15 protein-coding genes and 1 riboswitch are annotated in these 19,747 nt (G+C 59.1%); of the genes, 11 read left to right on the top strand and 4 right to left on the bottom strand.

The annotated features are described in order from the left end of the window. The first annotated feature begins 27 nt into the window (after positions 1-27). The 6 genes from metE (at position 28) to FHX06_RS30495 (ending at position 8,134) form a co-directional block, all read left to right on the top strand. On the top strand, positions 28-2,352 hold the full coding sequence (gene metE, locus FHX06_RS30520; RefSeq protein WP_183881976.1) for a 5-methyltetrahydropteroyltriglutamate--homocysteine S-methyltransferase: 2,325 nt from the start codon (positions 28-30) through the stop codon (positions 2,350-2,352). A 176-nt stretch (positions 2,353-2,528) separates the two neighbouring features. Continuing rightward, positions 2,529-2,756, top strand: a riboswitch (cobalamin riboswitch). A 262-nt stretch (positions 2,757-3,018) separates the two neighbouring features. Further along, positions 3,019-3,240 (top strand): glutaredoxin-like protein NrdH, encoded by a 222-nt coding sequence (gene nrdH, locus FHX06_RS30515; protein WP_007820342.1) that lies wholly within the window; start codon positions 3,019-3,021, stop codon positions 3,238-3,240. A 13-nt stretch (positions 3,241-3,253) separates the two neighbouring features. Next, positions 3,254-3,655: a class Ib ribonucleoside-diphosphate reductase assembly flavoprotein NrdI gene (gene nrdI, locus FHX06_RS30510; RefSeq protein ID WP_112968674.1), complete on the top strand. Its 402-nt coding sequence runs from the start codon at positions 3,254-3,256 to the stop codon at positions 3,653-3,655. Further along, positions 3,634-5,802: a class 1b ribonucleoside-diphosphate reductase subunit alpha gene (gene nrdE, locus FHX06_RS30505; protein WP_183881974.1), complete on the top strand. Its 2,169-nt coding sequence runs from the start codon at positions 3,634-3,636 to the stop codon at positions 5,800-5,802. Before nrdI ends, nrdE begins: the two co-directional genes overlap by 22 nt. A 16-nt stretch (positions 5,803-5,818) precedes the next feature. Further along, complete coding sequence (gene nrdF, locus FHX06_RS30500; protein ID WP_112544450.1) at positions 5,819-6,793, top strand: class 1b ribonucleoside-diphosphate reductase subunit beta; 975 nt, start codon at positions 5,819-5,821, stop codon at positions 6,791-6,793. A gap of 93 nt (positions 6,794-6,886) precedes the next feature. Then, on the top strand, positions 6,887-8,134 hold the full coding sequence (locus FHX06_RS30495; RefSeq protein ID WP_113211852.1) for an adenylate/guanylate cyclase domain-containing protein: 1,248 nt from the start codon (positions 6,887-6,889) through the stop codon (positions 8,132-8,134). On the opposite strand, the gene FHX06_RS30490 is transcribed toward FHX06_RS30495, so the two are convergent. Beyond that, a complete protein-coding gene (locus FHX06_RS30490; RefSeq protein WP_113211853.1) occupies positions 8,131-9,183 on the bottom strand; it encodes a LacI family transcriptional regulator in 1,053 nt (350 codons plus the stop codon). The two genes, FHX06_RS30495 and FHX06_RS30490, sit on opposite strands and share 4 nt — an antisense overlap. A gap of 311 nt (positions 9,184-9,494) precedes the next feature. On the opposite strand from FHX06_RS30490, the gene FHX06_RS30485 reads away from it, so the two are divergent. The 4 genes from FHX06_RS30485 to FHX06_RS30470 all read left to right on the top strand — a co-directional run bounded on the left by FHX06_RS30485 (position 9,495) and on the right by FHX06_RS30470 (position 13,849). Then, entirely contained in the window at positions 9,495-10,754 is a 1,260-nt protein-coding gene (locus FHX06_RS30485; RefSeq protein WP_113211854.1) for an ABC transporter substrate-binding protein, read from the top strand. 78 nt (positions 10,755-10,832) lie between these two features. Then, positions 10,833-11,786 (top strand): carbohydrate ABC transporter permease, encoded by a 954-nt coding sequence (locus FHX06_RS30480; protein WP_112544442.1) that lies wholly within the window; start codon positions 10,833-10,835, stop codon positions 11,784-11,786. Continuing rightward, positions 11,783-12,730, top strand: a complete 948-nt coding sequence (locus tag FHX06_RS30475) for a carbohydrate ABC transporter permease (RefSeq protein ID WP_112544440.1) — start codon at positions 11,783-11,785, stop codon at positions 12,728-12,730. The genes FHX06_RS30480 and FHX06_RS30475 overlap by 4 nt, the downstream gene beginning before the upstream one ends. Positions 12,731-12,733: 3 nt before the next feature. Then, a complete protein-coding gene (locus FHX06_RS30470; protein WP_112968678.1) occupies positions 12,734-13,849 on the top strand; it encodes an ABC transporter ATP-binding protein in 1,116 nt (371 codons plus the stop codon). 25 nt (positions 13,850-13,874) lie between these two features. Here FHX06_RS30470 and FHX06_RS30465 read toward each other — a convergent pair whose 3' ends face one another. From FHX06_RS30465 to FHX06_RS30455, 3 genes are all read right to left on the bottom strand, one after another. Next, positions 13,875-16,118 (bottom strand): glycoside hydrolase family 2 protein, encoded by a 2,244-nt coding sequence (locus tag FHX06_RS30465; protein WP_183881972.1) that lies wholly within the window; start codon positions 16,116-16,118, stop codon positions 13,875-13,877. 104 nt (positions 16,119-16,222) lie between these two features. Next, positions 16,223-17,221, bottom strand: a complete 999-nt coding sequence (locus tag FHX06_RS30460) for a LacI family DNA-binding transcriptional regulator (RefSeq protein ID WP_112544434.1) — start codon at positions 17,219-17,221, stop codon at positions 16,223-16,225. Positions 17,222-17,231: 10 nt separating this feature from the next. After that, a complete protein-coding gene (locus FHX06_RS30455; protein WP_113211857.1) occupies positions 17,232-18,236 on the bottom strand; it encodes a Gfo/Idh/MocA family protein in 1,005 nt (334 codons plus the stop codon). 202 nt (positions 18,237-18,438) lie between these two features. On the opposite strand from FHX06_RS30455, the gene FHX06_RS30450 reads away from it, so the two are divergent. Then, positions 18,439-19,731, top strand: a complete 1,293-nt coding sequence (locus FHX06_RS30450; RefSeq protein WP_113211858.1) for an ABC transporter substrate-binding protein — start codon at positions 18,439-18,441, stop codon at positions 19,729-19,731. Positions 19,732-19,747 lie beyond the last annotated feature (16 nt).

The following is a 19,747-nucleotide window of genomic DNA, read 5'->3' as shown; positions in this document are numbered from 1 at the left end:
CTTGCCCATAACCTTCGGGGTAAGGAAATGACCATCAAGACTGCAAATCTCGGCTTTCCCAGGATCGGAAAGCATCGCGAACTCAAATTCGCACTTGAAAGCTATTGGGCCGACAGGTCCGATGCCGGCGTGCTTCTCGATGTCGGCAAGCGGCTGCGGGCGCAAAACTGGGCTCTGCAGAAAGAGAAGGGGATCGATATCATCCCCTCCAACGATTTCTCGTTCTATGACCATGTGCTCGACACGACTGTCATGGTCGGCGCCATACCTTCGGCCTATGGCTGGAAGGGCGGGCCTGTTGCGCTCGATACCTATTTCGCCATGGCGCGCGGTTCGACCGGCGATGCGGCGCACGCCGATTGCGGCCATAAGCACCATCACGGACATGGCGTGCCGGCGCTGGAAATGACCAAGTGGTTCGACACGAACTATCACTACATGGTGCCGGAAATCGGTCCCGATCAATTCTTCGCGCTGACCGCAAACAGGCCACTCGATGCCTTCATCGAGGCGAAGACGCTCGGAATCCACACACGGCCAGTCATCCTCGGCCCTGTCACCTTCCTGAAACTCGCCAAGGGAACCGAGGAAGGTTTTGCACCGATCAGCCTGCTTGAACGCCTGTTGCCTGTTTACGCGAGGGTGCTTGCGGAACTGAGCGCTGCCGGTGCCGACTGGGTGCAGATCGACGAACCGTGCCTGGTGCTGGATCTCTCAGGAGAAGAGCAGGCAGCGCTGAAGCATGCCTATCGTGCGCTGCACGAGCTGGTGCCGAACCTCAAGATCATGCTCGCCACCTATTTCGGCAATATAGGCGATAACCTGCCGACGGCGCTCGCATTGCCGGTTTCCGGCCTGCATGTCGATCTCGTTCGTGCTCCGCAGCAGATCGATGCCCTTCTCAAGACGTCCCCCGATTTGACGCTGTCGCTCGGCATCATCGACGGACGCAATATCTGGAGGGCGGACCTTGCCGCGATCCTGAAAAAGATCGAGCCACTGGTTCAGCGCTTCGGCGCGGATCGGCTGCAGATCGCGCCATCCTGCTCGCTGCTGCATGTGCCGATCGACCTGGATCTGGAAACCGGACTGGATGAGGAACTGACGTCGTGGCTCGCTTTCGCCACCCAGAAACTCGATGAACTCTCTGCCCTCGGCAGTCCCGGCGGGGCTTATCAAGTAATTGCTGCAGCCTCTCAGGCCGTTGCCTCTCGAGCGGCTTCTCCACGTGTGCATGATCTCAAAGTTAGGCAGCGGGTCGCGGCAATCGATGAGACGATGATGACGCGGAGCAGCGGTTTTGCCGAGCGGACCAGCCTGCAGGAGCGCAAGCTTTGCCTGCCGCTCTTCCCGACAACGACGATCGGCTCCTTCCCGCAGACATCCAATGTGCGCAAGTCCCGCTCGGCCTTCGCAAAGGGTACGATCAGCGAGGCGGACTACGATGCGTTCCTGAAAAAGGAGACCGAAGCGGCGATCCGTTGGCAGGAGGAAATCGGTCTCGACGTGCTCGTCCACGGGGAATTCGAGCGCAACGACATGGTGCAGTATTTCGGTGAGCAGCTTTCCGGTTTCGCCTTTACGCAACATGCCTGGGTGCAGAGCTACGGTTCACGCTATGTCCGCCCGCCTATCATCTTCGGCGATGTCTCTCGGCCGAAGCCGATGACAGTCGAGTGGTGGCGCTACGCGCAGTCGCTGACGGACAAGCCGGTCAAGGGAATGCTGACCGGGCCGGTGACGATCCTCAACTGGTCCTTCGTGCGTGATGATCTTTCTCGCGCGGATGTCAGCCGGCAGATCGCTCTGGCGATCCGCGACGAAGTGATCGATCTCGAAAAGGCGGGTGCTGCGATGATCCAGATCGACGAGGCCGCTCTCCGTGAGGGTCTGCCATTGCGCAAGGCCGACTGGAAGACCTATCTCGACTGGGCGGTCGAGAGTTTTCGCCTTTGCGCATCCGGTGTTTCCGACGAGACGCAGATCCATACGCATATGTGCTATTCGGAGTTCAACCAGATCATCGATGCCATCGCCGCGATGGATGCCGATGTGATCTCGATCGAGACTTCACGATCGAAGATGGAACTGCTGGAGGCTTTCCGCAGCTACAAATATCCGAACGAGATCGGCCCCGGCGTCTACGACATCCATTCGCCCCGCGTTCCCGAGGTCGCCGAGATGACGGAGCTCCTGACGCTGGCGCGGAAGCGTCTGACGGACGGACAGCTATGGATCAATCCGGATTGCGGATTGAAGACACGCAAGTGGGAAGAGGTTCGCCCGGCACTCGTCAACATGGTTGCCGCCGCTCGGCAGTTGCGTAATGCCGCACCGCCGACACGCGCCTGAGCGCCTAATCGATTCCTGGAGAGCCGGCTATGGGCCGGCTCTTTCCGACGCGGCCTTCTCTACAGGCTGCTTTCGTTAACCATTCATTAACCACGTTTTTCACAGGAATGCAGCGATTTCAAACATGCCGTAACGCGATGCGCAAACCATCCGTTGACGCAAACCGGGATTCGAGTACTATATCTAGTGTTCAAGGTTCCTTCGATTCGTGAGGGTCGGGGGCTAAGATGGGAATACGGTGCGTCTCGCCATGACGGCGCGACAAAGCCGGAGCTGCCCCCGCAACTGTAAGCGGCGAGCAACTGTCCGATTTCAGGTCACTGAGGCATGAAGCTTTGGGAAGGCTGGGGGCAGGGTGCTTCGACCCGCGAGCCAGGAGACCTGCCTTGAACGAGGTATCCACGGGCGGGGTGTCCGGAAGGTCGCGTATACGCAGGCGGATCAAATCCGCGCCTGTTGCGCTGCCCCCGAATGTCCGCTGAACACTTCGGGATTGAAGTCATGTTGAAAGCATTAAAACCGCCGCCCGCGCAGATCGTGCGGGGGAGAGTGTTCGGCGTGTAAAGCGCCAACTTTGTCAGATCAATACCAAGCATTCCCTCGGACGCCGCAAGGCGCCCGATCCTAGTTCTGCGTCTGGAATCCATTGACATCACGAGGAACATGATGAGCGTTACCGTTTACAGCAAGCCTGCCTGCGTACAGTGCACCGCTACCTACCGCGCCCTCGACCGTTTGGGCGTCGACTACCAGATCATCGATATCTCCGAGGATGCCGACGCGCTCGATCGCGTGCGCGGCATGGGCTACATGCAGGTTCCGGTCGTCGTTGCCGGCGAGAACCACTGGGCGGGCTTCCGTCCCGACATGATCAGCGCGCTCTCCTGACCGGAGAAAAGCGGTGGGCCTGATCGTCTATTATTCCAGCCGGTCCGAAAATACCCATCGTTTCGTCGAGAGGCTGGGACTGCGCGCGGCGCGCATTCCCGCTGGCGCTGAAGACATCCACATTCGCGAACCCTATGTGCTGATCTCGCCCACCTATTGCGGGGACGGCGGCAAAGGGGCCGTGCCCAAGCAGGTAATCCGTTTCCTCAATGATGCGGAAAACCGCTCCAACATCCGCGGCGTGATTGCTGCGGGCAACAGCAATTTCGGCGAGACCTACGGGCTTGCCGGCGACGTAATCTCGCAAAAATGCCAGGTACCTTACCTCTACCGGTTCGAGCTCCTGGGGACTGCCGAGGATGTCGCCAATGTCAAAGACGGGATGGGACGATTTTGGACACGGGGACAAATCTGACGCGGGATGCGGGCGTCAAGCCGCTCAAGGCCGTGGAAGCGCTGGATTATCACGCGCTGAACGCGATGCTGAACCTCTATGATGATGAGGGCAAGATCCAGCTCGACAAGGACCGCATGGCGGCCAAGCAGTATTTCCTGCAGCATGTGAACCAGAACACGGTGTTCTTCCATAATCTCCGGGAGAAGCTCGATTATCTGGTAACTGAAGGCTATTACGAGCAGGAAGTGCTCGACCAGTATTCCTTCAATTTCGTCCGCGACCTGTTCGACGAAGCCTATGCCAAGAAGTTCCGGTTCCCGACCTTCCTCGGCGCCTTCAAATATTACACCAGCTACACGCTGAAGACTTTCGACGGAAAGCGCTACCTGGAGCGCTATGAAGATCGTATCTGCATGGTGGCGCTCGCGCTCGCCAGAGGCAATGAACAGCTTGCCCGCGATCTGATGGAAGAGATCATCTCCGGCCGTTTCCAGCCGGCAACGCCAACCTTCCTCAATGCCGGCAAGAAGCAGCGTGGCGAACTCGTCTCCTGCTTCCTGCTGCGTGTCGAAGACAATATGGAATCGATCGGTCGCTCCATCAATTCGGCGCTGCAGCTGTCCAAGCGTGGCGGAGGCGTTGCGCTGTCCTTGACGAACATCCGCGAGGCCGGTGCGCCGATCAAGCAGATCGAAAACCAGTCTTCCGGCATCATCCCCGTCATGAAGCTGCTCGAAGACTCGTTCTCCTACGCCAACCAGCTTGGTGCGCGGCAGGGGGCAGGTGCCGTCTATCTCAATGCGCACCACCCCGATATCATGCGCTTCCTCGATACCAAGCGCGAAAATGCCGATGAGAAGATCCGCATCAAGACGCTATCGCTCGGCGTCGTCGTGCCTGACATCACCTTCGACCTCGCCAAGAACAATGAGGATATGTACCTCTTCTCGCCCTATGACGTGGAGCGGGTCTATGGCGTCCCCTTCACCGAGATATCGGTGACTGAAAAGTATCGCGAGATGGTGGCGGATGCCCGTATCACCAAGAAGAAGATCAAGGCCCGCGAATTCTTCCAGGTGATCGCCGAAATACAGTTCGAGAGCGGCTATCCCTACATCATGTTCGAAGACACGGTGAACCGCGCAAACCCGATCGCCGGCCGCATCAGCATGAGCAACCTCTGCTCGGAAATCCTACAGGTGAGCGAGGCCAGCGAATTCAACGACGACCTTTCCTACAAGACGATGGGCAAGGATATTTCCTGCAATCTCGGCTCGCTGAATATCGCCATGGCGATGGATTCATCCGATTTCGGCAAGACGATCGAAACCTCGATCCGCGCGCTGACGGCCGTTTCCGACATGAGCCATATCTCTTCGGTGCCTTCGATCGAGAAGGGCAATGACGACAGCCATGCGATCGGCTTGGGACAGATGAACCTGCATGGCTATCTTGCCCGCGAGCGCATCCATTACGGTTCGGAAGAAGGCGTCGATTTCACCAATATCTACTTCTACACGGTGACCTATCACGCTCTGCGTGCATCCAACCGCCTGGCGGTCGAGCATGGCGCAAGTTTCAAGGGCTTCGAGAATTCGAAATATGCCTCAGGTGACTATTTCGACAAATATACCGGGCAGGAGTGGAAGCCGGCGACCGAGAAGGTGCAGGCGCTGTTCGATGACGCCGGCATTCATATCCCGACGCAGGAAGACTGGCTGGAATTGAAGAAGGTCGTCATGGCCTCCGGGCTCTATAACCAGAACCTGCAGGCGGTGCCGCCGACGGGCTCGATCTCCTACATCAATCACTCCACCTCCTCGATCCACCCGATCGTCTCGAAGATCGAGATCCGCAAGGAAGGCAAGATCGGCCGCGTCTATTATCCGGCGCCGTTCATGACCAACGACAATCTCGATTATTACGAGGATGCGTACGAGATCGGCGCGGAAAAGATCATTGATACTTATGCGGCTGCCACCCAGCATGTCGACCAGGGCCTGTCGCTGACGCTGTTCTTCCGCGACACTGCAACGACGCGCGACATCAACCGCGCCCAGATCCATGCCTGGAAGAAGGGCATCAAGACAATCTATTACATCCGCCTTCGCCAGATGGCGCTGTCCGGCACCGAGGTGCAGGGCTGCGTCTCCTGCACGCTATAACCGACCGGAGAAAACCATGAACATGCAAGTCAAGCCGGTCAGCCGCGTGCGCGCCATCAACTGGAACCGCATCGAGGACGACAAGGATCTCGAGGTCTGGAACCGTCTGACCGGCAATTTCTGGCTGCCGGAAAAGGTGCCGCTGTCGAACGACATTCCGTCGTGGGGAACGCTGACGCCGGTCGAGCAGCAGCTGACGATCCGCGTCTTCACCGGGCTGACGTTGCTCGACACGATCCAGAATGGTGTCGGCTCCGTGAAGCTGATGGCGGATGCGGTCACCCCGCATGAGGAAGCAGTGCTTTCCAACATCTCCTTCATGGAAGCGGTGCATGCACGCTCCTATTCCTCGATCTTCTCCACGCTCTGCCTCACGCCCGACGTCGACGATGCCTATCGGTGGTCGGAAGAGAATGAGTTCCTGCAGAAGAAGTCGGCGCTGATCATGGAGCACTATGCGTCCGGCGATCCCTTGAAGAAGAAGGTCGCAAGTGTCTTCCTCGAGAGCTTCCTCTTCTATTCCGGTTTCTATCTGCCGATGTACTGGTCAAGCCGCGCCAAGCTCACCAACACCGCCGACATGATCCGCCTCATTATCAGAGACGAGGCCGTGCATGGCTATTATATCGGCTACAAGTTTCAGCGCGGACTGGAAAAACTCTCAGAAGAGCGCCGGCAGGAGATCAAGGACTTCGCCTTCGATCTGCTCCTCGAACTCTACGACAACGAGGCTAGATATACGGAAGCGCTCTATGATGGCGTTGGGCTGACGGAGGACGTCAAGAAGTTCCTGCATTACAACGCCAACAAGGCGTTGATGAACCTCGGGTACGAAGCGCTGTTTCCGGCCGAAGCCTGCAAGGTCAATCCGGCAATCCTGTCTGCGCTTTCGCCGAATGCCGACGAGAACCACGACTTCTTCTCGGGTTCCGGCTCCTCCTATGTCATCGGCAAGGCGGTGGCGACCGAGGACGAAGACTGGGATTTCTGAGGTTTATCTTTACGAAGCCTCTTATCATTCGGCCCGCTATCGCCCACATTCAGCCCGATGTGTTCGTTGAATGTGGCGTAGCGGGAGTTTTTCATGAGGCCCTCTTTCGAAGCGACTGATCCGGCAAGCGAAGCTGCCGAAGGTGTCTGGCCAATCCGCAGGCGTCGAATTCTCGATTGGCTGATCAACGAGACCCGCGGTGAACGTTTCATCGACAATATCCTGGTGGAGATGTGCAAGCGGCTGTTGGCGGCTGGCGTACCGGTGAACCGCTCCAGCCTGCATTTCCGCACCAACCATCCGCAATGGATCGGCGCCCGCATCCTGTGGGTGGAAGGCATGGAAGAGGCGAAGATCAACACCTTTGCCTACGGGGTGGAAACCACGCCGCAATTCCTCAACAGCCCGGTCAACGAGATTCATAACGGCGCCAACGAGGTGCGGAAGAACCTGGAGGATTTGTGGGAGGGCGACGATTATCCCTTCTACCAGGAACTACGCGACGACGGCTATTCCGAATATATCGCCTGGCCGATCGATCATACGTTCGACAAGCGTCACGTCGTTACGTTCTCCACCAATAGGCCCGGCGGTTTTACCGGCGAACACGTGGATTTCCTGCGCGACCTGCTGCCGGCTCTCACTCTCGTCAGCGAGATCAGGCTCAAGAACATCATGGCGCGCACGCTGCTGCAGACCTATGTCGGGCCGCATGCGAGCGAACAGATTCTCTCCGGCGTCATCACCCGCGGCAGCGGAACGACCGTAGGTGCGGCGATCATGATCTGCGACCTGCGCGATTTCACTGCGATCTCCGATCTCTGGCCGCGCGACGACGTCATCCAGTTGCTCAATGACTATTTCGATGCCATGTCCGATCCGATCGAGCGGCACGGCGGCGAAATCCTGAAGTTCATGGGCGATGGACTGCTCGCCATCTTCCCGCTGTCGAAGCCTTCTGCCTGCGAAGACCTGCTGACGGCGATCCGTGAAGGGCAGGAGGCGATGGCGAAAGTGAATGAGCAACATCAGCGCCTGGGACGTGATCCACTGCGCTATGGTGTCGGCGTCCACGTCGGCGACGTTATGTATGGTAATATCGGTTCGCGCCGGCGGCTGGATTTCACGGTCATCGGCCCGGCAGTCAACGTCGCTTCGCGGCTTGAAACCTTGACCAAGGAAGTCAGGCGGCCGGTCCTGTTGTCTCGCGCTTTTGTTGAGATGGCGACCTGCACGGAAGAGATGGACAATCTCGGCACTTTTCCTCTGCGCGGGCTTGGGGAGCCGGTCGAAGTCTTCGGTTTCCGCGAAAAGCCGACAGCGGGTCGTGACGCAGCTTAGGCTACCGGAAAATTGATCTGCGGCGGCAGGAGCAGGCTCTGGCTCTCTGCTGCCGGATTGCCAATGCGCTGAAGAAGCATCTGGCCGAGATGTTCGCCTGCCTCGACCAGATCCTCGTATATGGTCTCGATCTTCGGCTGCAGATGCGTGAGGAGATGCGACGTCTCCTTGGCGACGATGTCATAGTCCTCGGCCAGAATACTGCCCGCATCACCCATGGCGCTGACGAGCGCCAGCGCAGAAACTTCACCCGGACAGACAAAACCATCGGGAACATCGGGTGCGGTGGCGCGCGCGCGGAAGAAATCTCTAATTTCATTGGCCGGCGAATCGAGCGTAACGGCTTCCGGTATCTCGTAGGCCACGCCAGCCTCGCGCACAGCGGTCATGAAGCCATGAAGGATATGCTGGCTGAAAGTCAGCCGCTTCGGCGGCATGACGACTGTAACCTTCTTCCTGCCCTTGGCGATCAGGCGCCGGGTGGCTTCGTAGGCGAAAGCATAATTGTCGTAATCGACATAGGCATGCGGTGTCGAAAACTCCGTGCGCCCGTGAGACACGAATGGGAAGCCAACCTCCTGCAGCATGCGCACCCTCGCATCGAAGGGTTCCGTCCGTGTGAAGATCAGGCCATCGGCGAAATTGTTGCGGACGATATATTCCGCCGCTTCGAGATCCGTCGTCGACAGGAAATTCGGGGCGACGACGAGGTGATAGGATGTCTCTTTCAACACCTTGGCGATGCCGTACATGATGGCGGTGCCGAAGCCGACGACCTCCTGATGCGGATCGAGAAGGATGCTGATGACGTTTGTGCGGCCCGTCTTCAGGCGTTGGGCAGCCCGGTCCGGCAGGTAACCGATCTCGCGGGCAATGCGATGAACGCGTTCGCGGGTCTCGACCGATATTTGCGGAGCGTCGCTTAGTGCGCGCGAAACTGTCGTTACCGCGAGACCGGTCAATGTAGCGATGGTACGCAAGGTCGGCTTGCCGCGCTTTTGCGCGCCATCTGGATTTTCACCGCGTTGCAGTTGGGACGATTCGGTCACTGAGGACATTCCGTGCTGGATCGCGGCTACCATAACACGATGAAACCGGCATGCAATCGATCAATGCAAACGATTTAAATTTTTACAATTTGTTAGGCATTGGAAAAAAATATAATAAAAACAATGGCGCTGCGAGTTAATCATATTTTTCTCGGGAGTCGAGGAAGGGCTTGACGTCGCTGCGTTTATAACGTTTTAAATTGTCAATCGCGCTGGGAGGCGCGGTGCGGTGTTTGATCGTCATTACGGGCGGAAGACATCGGGGTGGCTGAGGAGGGTCTCGCCGCCCACTTACGAACGGGAGGATATTCATGCGCAAGTTTTTGAGCTCGGCAGCTCTTGCTGTCGTGATGATGGCTGGTTTCGGCAGCGCCCATGCGGCCGATGTCAAGGAAGTTCAGATGTTGCACTGGTGGACGTCCGGCGGTGAAGCCGCGGCGCTCAACGTGCTTAAGGGCGACCTTTCCAAGGAAGGTTACGCCTGGAAGGACGTCCCGGTTGCCGGCGGTGGCGGTGACGCAGCCATGACCGCGCTGAAGGCGATGGTCGCGGCCGGCACCTATCCGACGGCATCGCAGATGCTCGGCTATACGGTGCTTGACTACGCCCAGGCTGGCGTCATGGGCGACCTGACCGAGACGGCGAAGAAGGAAGGCTGGGACAAGTCCGTTCCGGCGGCACTGCAGAAGTTCTCTGTCTATGACGGCAAGTGGGTCGCAGCACCTGTCAACGTTCACTCCGTCAACTGGCTGTGGATCAACAAGTCCGTCATGGACAAGATCGGCGGCACGCAGCCGAAGACCTTCGACGACCTGATCGCCCTGCTCGACAAGGCGAAGGCAGCCGGTGTCATTCCGCTCGCACTTGGCGGTCAGAACTGGCAGGAAGCCACGATGTTCGACTCCATCGTGCTGTCGACCGGCGGTCCGGAATTCTACAAGAAGGCTTTCAACGACCTCGACGAGGCTTCGCTGAAGTCCGACACGATGAAGAAGTCGTTCGATAACCTTGCCAAGATCATCCAGTATGTCGACCCGAACTTCTCGGGCCGCGACTGGAACCTGGCAACCGCGATGGTCATCAAGGGCGACGCTCTGGTGCAGGTCATGGGTGACTGGGCGAAGGGTGAATTCGTTGCCGCCAAGAAGACCCCTGATGCCGACTTCCTGTGCTACCGCTTCCCGGGCACCGACGGCAGCGTGATCTACAACTCCGACATGTTCGGCATGTTCAACGTTCCTGACGACCGCAAGGCCGCTCAGGTAGCGCTCGCCACGGCAACGCTGTCGAAGAGCTTCCAGTCCGCTTTCAACGTCGTCAAGGGTTCGGTTCCGGCCCGTACCGACGTTCCGGATACGGATTTCGACGCTTGCGGCAAGAAGGGTATTGCCGACCTGAAAGCTGCCAACGAGGGCGGCACGCTGTTCGGCTCGCTGGCACAGGGTTATGGCGCGCCTCCGGCTATCGCCAACGCCTATAAGGACGTTGTCTCGAAGTTCGTTCATGGTCAGATCAAGACCTCCGACGACGCTGTTACCCAGCTCGTCCAGGCCATCGACGACGCCCGCTAATATTCCCATCGACAACGGCTTTCCCGCGCGATGCGCGGGAAAGCCTCAGCCCCTGCGGGTGCTGGAGGAGATGATTTCATGAGCACAGTTGCGACCACAGACCCGATACTGACGTCGAAGTCCTCAAGCCGGACGTCCATTCGTGGCCGGCTGCAAGATGCGCTGCCGAAGATCGTGCTGGCGCCAAGTTTTCTCATCACGGTGATTTTCGTCTACGGCTTCATCGTCTGGACAGCCTATCTCTCCTTCACCAATTCCAAGACCTTTCCGTCCTATGCGCTAACGGGCACGCGTGCCTACGAGCGGCTCTGGCGCTGGACTTTCGAGAGCGACCCGCCGTCCTCGTGGTACACGTCGATTACCAATATGGGGATCTTCGGCTTCCTCTATATTTTCATCTGCCTTGGGCTCGGGCTGATGCTGGCTATACTTCTCGATCAGAAGATCCGCGGTGAAGGCATCTTGCGGCCGATCTTCCTCTATCCGATGGCGCTGTCCTTCATCGTGACAGGCGTTGCCTGGAAATGGTTCCTCGATCCGGGCCTCGGGCTCGAGCAGACGCTGCACCATTTCGGCTGGACGAGCTTCCATTTCGACTGGATCAAGAACAAGGACTTCGTCATCTACACCGTCGTCATCGCCGGTGTCTGGCAAGCCTCCGGCTTCGTCATGGCGATGTTTCTTGCCGGCTTGCGCGGTATCGACGGCGAGATCATGAAGGCTGCCCAGATCGATGGCGCCTCGCCTTTCCAGATGTACCGCCGGATCATCATTCCGCTGCTGCGACCGATCTTCCTGTCGGCTTTCATCGTGCTCGCCCATATGGCGATCAAGTCCTACGACCTTGTGGTGGCGCTGACCTCCGGCGGCCCCGGTGGCTCGGCCTGGCTGCCGTCCAATTTCATGTACGAATACACGTTCAAGCGGAATGAAATGGCTGTCGGTTCTGCAAGCGCCATCATCATGCTGATGACCATCTCGGCCATCATCGTTCCCTATCTCTATTCCGAATTGAGGGAGAAGGGACGATGAGCAGCATTGCCTCTTCCGAAATCGCAACTTCGCATGGCGGCACTAGCGGTCGCTGGATCGGCCGTGTCGTCATCTACGGCCTGCTGTTGATCTTTGCCGTTCTTTACCTGATGCCGCTTTTCGTCATGCTGACGACCTCGTTCAAGACCATGGACGAAATCCAGAACGGCAATATGCTGGCGCTGCCGCAGTCGCCGACACTCGATCCGTGGTTCAAGGCCTGGGGCGAGACCTGTGTCGGCCTCACCTGCGCCGGCATCAAGGGCTACTTCTGGAATTCGATCAAGATGGTCGTGCCGGCCGTCGCGATCTCCACCATTCTCGGCGCGCTCAACGGCTACGTACTGACCAAGTGGCGCTTTCCTGGCGATACGCTGGTTTTCGGCCTGATGCTGTTTGCCTGCTTCATACCGTTCCAGTCCGTGCTGCTGCCGATGGCCACCATTCTCGGTTTTCTCGGCCGTTTTGGCACGACCCTTCAGAACGCGACCGGATTCAGCTTCGGCTTCGGCAATCCGACGGTGAACCTGGTTTTCGTGCATGTCGTCTACGGTCTCGGCTTCACGACGCTCTTCTTCCGCAATTTCTACGAAGCCTTCCCGACGGAGTTGGTGAAGGCAGCGCAGGTCGATGGCGCGAGCTTCTTCCAGATCTTCCGTCGCATCATGCTGCCGAATTCGCTGCCGATCATCGTGGTCACGGTCATCTACCAGTTCACCAATATCTGGAACGACTTCCTGTTTGCCTCGGCCTATGCCGGTACGGGCGAATCCATGCCGATGACGGTGGCGCTGAACAACGTCGTCAATACCTCGACCGGCGTGGTCGAATACAATGTCAACATGGCTGCGGCGATGATCGCGGCCGTTCCTACGCTCATCGTCTATATCCTCGCCGGCCGCTATTTCGTGCGCGGTCTGATGGCGGGCGCCGTCAAAGGGTGATCCATGGCTTTCCTTGAAATTTCCGGTCTCAAGAAGCGTTTCGGCGCCGTCGATATTCTCAAGGGGATCGATCTGGAGCTTGAAAAGGGCGGCTTCCTGGTGCTGGTCGGTCCGTCCGGTTGCGGCAAGTCGACACTGCTCAACACGATTGCCGGGCTCGAGGCGATCACCTCTGGCGAAATCCGTATCGACGGCCGTGCGATCAATGATCTGCATCCGTCCAAGCGTGATATCGCCATGGTCTTCCAGAGCTACGCGCTCTATCCGAATATGACCGTTGCCGGCAACATTGCCTTCGGCATGGAAATCCGCGGCGTGCCGAAGGAAGAGCGCGAAAAGGCGATCAAGCAGGTCTCCGACATGCTGCAGATCGGCCATCTGCTCGATCGCAAGCCCTCGCAACTGTCAGGTGGCCAGCGTCAGCGCGTCGCGATGGGGCGCGCGCTGGTGCGCAATCCGCAGGTCTTCCTCTTCGACGAACCGCTCTCCAACCTCGATGCGAAACTGCGCGTCGACATGCGTACGGAAATCAAGCGCCTCCACCAGCGCATGGGAACGACGATCGTCTACGTCACCCACGACCAGATCGAGGCGATGACACTGGCGACCAAGATTGCGGTGCTGAAGGATGGCGTGCTGCAGCAGTTCGGCACGCCCGCCGAGATCTACAACAGCCCAGCCAATGTGTTCGTGGCGGATTTCATGGGATCGCCGGCGATGAACCTGGTGAACGCCACCGTCGAGAATGGCGCCGGCGGGCTGCAGGTTTCGCTGGAGCGGCCGAATGGCGAGCCGCTGAAGCTGCCCGTCAATGCCGGCAATAACAGCCTGACAGGTTATACCGGCAAGCAGGTCATCTTCGGGATCCGTCCGGAAGCACTGACGGATATTGACGGAGCTGACCGCAAGGCAAAGTCGGTCGTCCATGGCGATTGCGCCATCGAGGTCGTGGAGCCGGCCGGTTCAGATACATTTGCCGTCACCAAGCTCGGCGGCAAGTCGGTAGTGGCGCGCCTTGGAGCGGATACCGGCATCCTGCCGGGCCAGAATACCCGCCTTGCCTTCAATCTCGACAAGGCGGTCTTCTTCGATCCAGCCAGCCAGTTGCGGATCGCTTAGCCAGCAAAATATTCTCTGGCGGCCGTCAGACGGCCGCCACGGAAATCGTGACTGGTGCGAAGTGGCTCGAGGTCGCTTCGACCGTGATTTCGCCCGTCAGGCCTGTTGCCTCCAGCCAGAAGCCCGTCGTTCCGCCCTGGAGCGGTACGGCCGTTGGCCCGACGATCTTGCCGGGCCCCTTCACGGTCAAGGTTGCAACCTCATTGAGGAACGGCAGCCGCTGGCCGCGCTGGTCGAGCGCGCGGATGATGACGCGGGTCGTGTCGCGTTCGCGCGCCTTCAGCGTGGTGCTGTCGGGCACGACTTCCAGTGCGGTCGGCAGCGGATCGGCCGCGAGCGTCAGGCTGGCTACAGGCTCGCCGTTGACGAAGCCGGTGAATTCGCCGTCGATCCATTCCAGGCCCCAGCGGCCGAGTTCGTCCTGTGTGAAATGGCGGTGGTCGAGCACGACGGGCGGATGCGGCAGGTGCGGGTAGTTTTCGCGGTCCGGACCGATGCGCTTCGTCAGCGAACCGTATTTCAGCTCCACCTCATCGCAATTGGTCAGGATGATCAGTGGCAGCACGCCGCCGATACTGCGTTCGCCGCGCGCCCAGAAGGTGACCGGCTTCATGATGACGTCTTCCGAAGGGTCGCACTGGCTGGCATAGACGTAGGCCGCGAATTTCGGTTCGCGGAACATATCCATGACGCCGTGATAGCAGATGCGGTCGCCGGAGCCGAAATCCTTGTGCGTGTTATAGTCGAACATGCACCAGCCGATCGCGCCAGAAATATCCGGATCGCCATAGGCCGCGTTCAGCACTTCCAGATGGCGGCGCACATGCTCTGCCTGGCGCTGCTCTGCATCATACATCTTGGTCGGATGCATGTGGCCGTTGAATTCGGTGATGATGTACGGGACCTTATAGGAGAGGCCGGTATTTTCCTGCTGGCTGCGAAGGGCCGTGCGCGGGCGGTTTGCACCCGGCAGTTCCTCATTGCCGAGGATGAAGTCGTTCATCGTGTAGACGTCTTCGAGCAGCTCGCTTTCCGTCAGGTAACGAACGCCGCCGGTCTGGCGGGTGGAATCGAGTTCGTGGGCCAGGCGGTTGGTGGCGGTATAGAAGTCGTGGCTATCGAGCGATTCATTGATACGCACGCCCCAGATGATGATCGAGGGGTGGTTCCAGTCGCGCTCGATCATGCGGCGCACGTTCTCGATGGACTCATTCTGCCAGTCGAGATCGCCGATATGCTGCCAACCGGGGATTTCCTCGAAGACGAGCAGGCCGATGCGGTCGCACTGGTCGAGGAACCATTTCGACTGCGGATAGTGCGAGGTGCGCACGATATTGCACTTCAGCACCGTCTTCATGATATCGGCGTCGCGCTCCTGCGCGGAGCGGCCGGCGGCGTAGCCCACATAGGGATAGGCCTGATGGCGGTTGAGGCCCTGGAGCTTTACGGGGCGACCGTTCAGCAGGAAGCCTTCCGGGGTGAATTTGGCGGTGCGGAAACCGAAATGGCCGGTGGTCCGGTCGGCGCCATGTTCCGTCTTCAGTTCGACGGAAACTTCATAGAGCGCCGGGTTCGACAGATCCCAGAGTTCGATGTCGGTCAGGCCGCCGAAGGAAAGAGTGGTGCTGGTCCCGATCGTCTCGCCGGCAGCACTCGCCAGAATGTTGCCATGCGCGTCCCGCAGCGATCCGGTCACCGTTGCCGCATAGGTGAGGCCCTGCGGGTTGGCGATATCGACACGTACTGTCGCCGATTTCCTGTCCGAGAGGACATCGTGCGTCTCGATCTTGATATTGCGGATCGAAACCTTGTCGGTGACTTTAAGCCAGACGTCGCGATAGATGCCGGCATAAGTCAGATAGTCGATACGGCCGCCGAAGGGCGGGATCGCCGGGTTCTCGCTGCCGTCGATCTTAACGGTGATCAGGTTGTCGCCCTTGATCAATTTGCCGGTAAGACGAGCTTCAAACGGCGTGTAGCCGTCCTTGTGGGCGATGATCTCTTCGCCGTTCAGATAGACGACGCTGTCAGCCATGGCGCCGTCGAAGAGGATGGAAACTTCGCGGCCTTCGAATTCCGGCAGCCAGCGCAGCACCTTCTGATAGGTGAAGGCGCGCTGATAACGCTTCTCGTCGAAATAGTTGAAGGGCAGCTCGACGGCGGTGTGCGGCAGATGGACCATCGCGGCGCCATCGAAGGCTTCCGTCAGGTTCTGGCCGAAGCCCTCGTGGAAGCTCCAGGATTCATTCAAGGAAACGACTGAGCGCATCTCATTCTCCCCGGCAGGCGGCAGAAGAGAGGTGGCGCCTGCTAGCGGCGCGGCAAAGGGTGATCATCGGTAGTCCTCCTCGAAGCGAATGAATGAACCGCCCCTCAGGCGGTCGAGCCCCAGCGGGGCGTGCAGGCAAGCGTGATGCTGTGCGGGCCTTCGTCGCCGGCCTCGTGGCGTTCGATCACTTCGACGACAGCATCCATGAAGGCTGCGTGGTCGAGGCTCAGCGTCGTCAGGTCGTTGCAATCCCAGGCGGCCATGGCGATACCGTCCTGACCGACAATGGCGATATCCTCGGGCGTATTCTTGCCGAGGACGCGGCGGGCGGCATCGCGCGCGCCGATCGCCATGACGTCATTGCCGCAGATGATGGCATCGACTTTCGAGCGGTGCAGCAGCAGGACGGCTTCCTTGAAGCCGGAATCATAGGAATAGTCGCCGAAGGCTTCCGCTTCGAAGGCAAGGCCATGACGCGCCAGAGCGTCGGCAAACCACCTGCGGCGCAGCTTGTCGATCCAGCTCGACTTGGTGCCGGAGAGATAGGCGAAGCGCTTCTTTCCGTCGCCGACAATCTTGTCGATGATCTCGCCGGCGCCGACCGCGCCGTCGATGCGGATGTTGGAAACATCCTCGTTTTCCAGCGGCTCGAAGGAAACGATGATCGGCTTGGTCGTGTGGAAAATATCGACCGCATCTTGCATCGAGACCATGTCGGAGAAGATGACGACATGATCGACCTGGTAGGTGGAGGCGAGCCGCATCAGCTGCAGGCGGTCCGAATGATCAGCGCAGCAGAGCAGGATCGGCAGGAGCTGGCGGGCCTGCAGGCGGTGGACGAGGAGCTGCTGCTCCTCGGCCTCGCAAGGGTTGCCGATGGCATTGACCACGAGTGCGACCAAGCGCGAGCGCTGGTTGTTCAGCGAGCGGGCGATCGCATTCGGCTGGTAGCCATATTCGCGGGCAACGGCGAGGATGCGGTCGCGCGTGGCGCTTCCGATCCTGGAATCCGGCGAGAAAGCCCTCGAAATCGTCGCCGAGGACACACCAGCGAGTTTCGCCAGTTCCTTCGAGGTGATCCGCCGTCTGTTCGTTCCGCTCATTATTTTGCGCCTATCCGGCGATCCTGACGGGGGTGCCGTCGGCTGCTGCCGATTCCTTGATTGCATCCCAGAGCCTAGCGAATCTGAGACCCATTTCAACGGAGCCGGAGTTTTCCATCGTTCCGGCGCGGATAGCGAGGAAATTCTTCATCGGATTGCCGAGAATCTCGGCTTCTTCGCGCGGTTCGCTGGTGCGTCCGATGCTGATCTCGCGCCAGCCGCCCCAGGCATCGATGCGTACGATCGCCTTGGAATAGAAGAAGGTGATGTAGGAAGCGCAGCCGGGAGGGCCCTCGCCGGCGGCCGTCAGCGTCGCCAGCGCGCCGTTCTTCAGGCGGGCGGAGACGGCGGTGGCGATATCCACCTTCTTTCCGTGGTTGTTCATATAGGCGGACACGCTGTCGAAATCGGAATTGGCGAGCAGGCAGACGGTGTTCATCATGTGCGCGCCGGTATCGAACATGAAGCCGCCGCCGGAAATTTCCGGCTGCTGTTTCCAGTGGCCGTCATAGTTGGAAGACCAACTTTCCCAGATCATGCCGGAAATGGCGATGAGATCGCCAAATTCACCGGAGAGGGCCCGTTTGCGGGTATCGAGCACCAGCGGCGAAAGGCCGCCCTGGAAGGCGGTGACGATGGTGACACCGCTCTTCTTCTGTGCGGCGATCAGCGTTTCTGCCTCGGCGACGGTCGTGACCATCGGCTTTTCGAGGAAAAGATCGAGGCCGGCTTCGGCAACGGCTGTCGCCTGTTCGGCATGGAAAGCGTGCGGGGTGGAGACGTAGATGATGTCGAGTTCACTACGGCATTTTGCGAGCATGTCGCGGTAGTCCTCGAAGCTTTTCGGCTCCGGTGCTCCGGCTGCGGTGCAGACGTCGATGAGGCGCTTTCTGGAGGTTTCCGTCGTGTCGGCGAGCGCTACGAATTCGATTTCCGGCATCTTCGCCCAGCTCTGAGCATATTCAGCCGCCTTCAAGCCGGCGCCGATGACGCCGAGGCGCAATTTCTGAGACATCGAAATCCTCCCTGATATCGTTGTGCAAACGATTACACAAACGTCACCATTGGTGCAAGTTATAAATAACTCAATAAAATCAATATTGTATGTTTGAGTTGGTTGCGGCTTTAAAAATCATCTTGTCAGCATTCAGAATGCGTGTACATTTTCTTCGCCGGTGCTGGAGGGCGCCGTGGCTCTAAAAAAGGGAGGACTTCCGTTGAAGAAGACGGTTATCGGTGGCCTGTGCGCCATCCTGCTCAGCGCGGTTTCGACGCTGGCCCATGCTGAAACAATTCGTATCGCCAATCACGGCCAGGCCGGCATCGACGCGATGAAGTCGACCGTCGAGCGGATCGAGAAAAAATACGGCGTGACCGTCGAGGTCGTCGAATATCCAGCGCCGGACAAGGATTATCTCACCAAGCTCCTGACCGAACTGGGGGCTGGTAATGCGCCAGACCTCTTCTCCATCCCCACGACGGCTGCCGTTGCCGATATGGTTGAAGCCGGTTACCTCGCTCCTGTTAGCGCCGAGTTCAAGGCCTGGGACGGCTATGCCAACCTCTATGACGTCGCCAAGCAGCTCGCCGTCAGCCCGGATGGTGAAACCTATGTGATGCCGTTCATGCTCGGCATTCAGGAAATCTATTACCGCAAGGACGTTCTCGAAAAGGCCGGCATCTCCACCGAACAGCCGAAGACCTGGCAGGAACTGCTCGACCGCGCAGCCGAGGTGAAGCAGAAGACCGGTTCTTACGGCCTGCTCTTCCCTGCCGGCGTTTCCTGGGGCAGCGGCGCCTTCGACGAAGGCTTCCAGCACCTGATCGTTGGTTCCAAGACGCCGCAGCTCGTCGATGCCGACGGCAAGCTCGATCTGAACGGCGAAGGCGTGAAGGATGTCTTCAACGTCTACAAGACGCTGATCGACAAGGATCTGATGCCGGTGCAGCCGCTGCTCGGACCGGAACCCTGGGTCGTGCCGAAGTATGAAATGTTCCCGGCCGGCAAGCTTGCCGCCACCACCTGCGGTTCCTGGTGCTACATTTTCGACTGGGGTCGCGAGAGCAAGAACCCGATCCCTGACGTGACCAAGATCGTCGGCACCTGGACCGTTCCGGGTCAGAGCGGCGGCCAGTACGTGCTTGCTAACCTCGCTGCTCCGTGGGCCGTCAACTCCAAGTCGGCCAATGTGGAACTTGCCAAGAAGGCGCTGATGGAAATCGGCTCGGTCGAAACACAGGTTTCCTATGCTGCCCGCATCGGCAACATCCCGGCCAGCAAGGATGCCGCCAAGGATCCGGAATTCCAGAAGCTGACGGAACTCGTTCCGATCCATGCTGCTGCTGGAAACGGCGTCTTCCTGAAGCAGGCTTCCGGCTTCGGCACAGTTGCCGAAGGTGTGGCGCGCGCCACCGAAGCCCTGCTGCGCAAGGAAACCGATGCAGCCGGCGCCCAGAAGATCCTTGTCGACTACGTCAAGGAAACGCTCGGCGACGACATGGTCAAGTAAGCCACTGATATCTTCC

The sequence above is a fragment of the Rhizobium sp. BK512 genome, assembly GCF_014194915.1.
Classification (GTDB): Bacteria; Pseudomonadota; Alphaproteobacteria; order Rhizobiales; family Rhizobiaceae; genus Rhizobium.
The sequence above is the reverse complement of the archived record's forward strand: the minus strand, read 5'-3'. Positions and strand labels throughout refer to the sequence as shown.

Bases quoted from the DNA above. Each gene is read 5' to 3' on its own strand.
- FHX06_RS30455 (WP_113211857.1), bottom strand. From the start codon at position 18,236: ATGTCTCAGAAATTGCGCCTCGGCGTCATCGGCGCCGGCTTGAAGGCG.
- nrdH (WP_007820342.1), top strand. From the start codon at position 3,019: ATGAGCGTTACCGTTTACAGCAAGCCTGCCTGCGTACAGTGCACCGCT.
- FHX06_RS30480 (WP_112544442.1), top strand. From the start codon at position 10,833: ATGAGCACAGTTGCGACCACAGACCCGATACTGACGTCGAAGTCCTCA.
- nrdF (WP_112544450.1), top strand. From the start codon at position 5,819: ATGAACATGCAAGTCAAGCCGGTCAGCCGCGTGCGCGCCATCAACTGG.
- FHX06_RS30475 (WP_112544440.1), top strand. From the start codon at position 11,783: ATGAGCAGCATTGCCTCTTCCGAAATCGCAACTTCGCATGGCGGCACT.
- FHX06_RS30495 (WP_113211852.1), top strand. From the start codon at position 6,887: ATGAGGCCCTCTTTCGAAGCGACTGATCCGGCAAGCGAAGCTGCCGAA.
- FHX06_RS30460 (WP_112544434.1), bottom strand. From the start codon at position 17,221: ATGAGCGGAACGAACAGACGGCGGATCACCTCGAAGGAACTGGCGAAA.
- FHX06_RS30485 (WP_113211854.1), top strand. From the start codon at position 9,495: ATGCGCAAGTTTTTGAGCTCGGCAGCTCTTGCTGTCGTGATGATGGCT.
- FHX06_RS30465 (WP_183881972.1), bottom strand. From the start codon at position 16,118: ATGCGCTCAGTCGTTTCCTTGAATGAATCCTGGAGCTTCCACGAGGGC.
- FHX06_RS30470 (WP_112968678.1), top strand. From the start codon at position 12,734: ATGGCTTTCCTTGAAATTTCCGGTCTCAAGAAGCGTTTCGGCGCCGTC.
- metE (WP_183881976.1), top strand. From the start codon at position 28: ATGACCATCAAGACTGCAAATCTCGGCTTTCCCAGGATCGGAAAGCAT.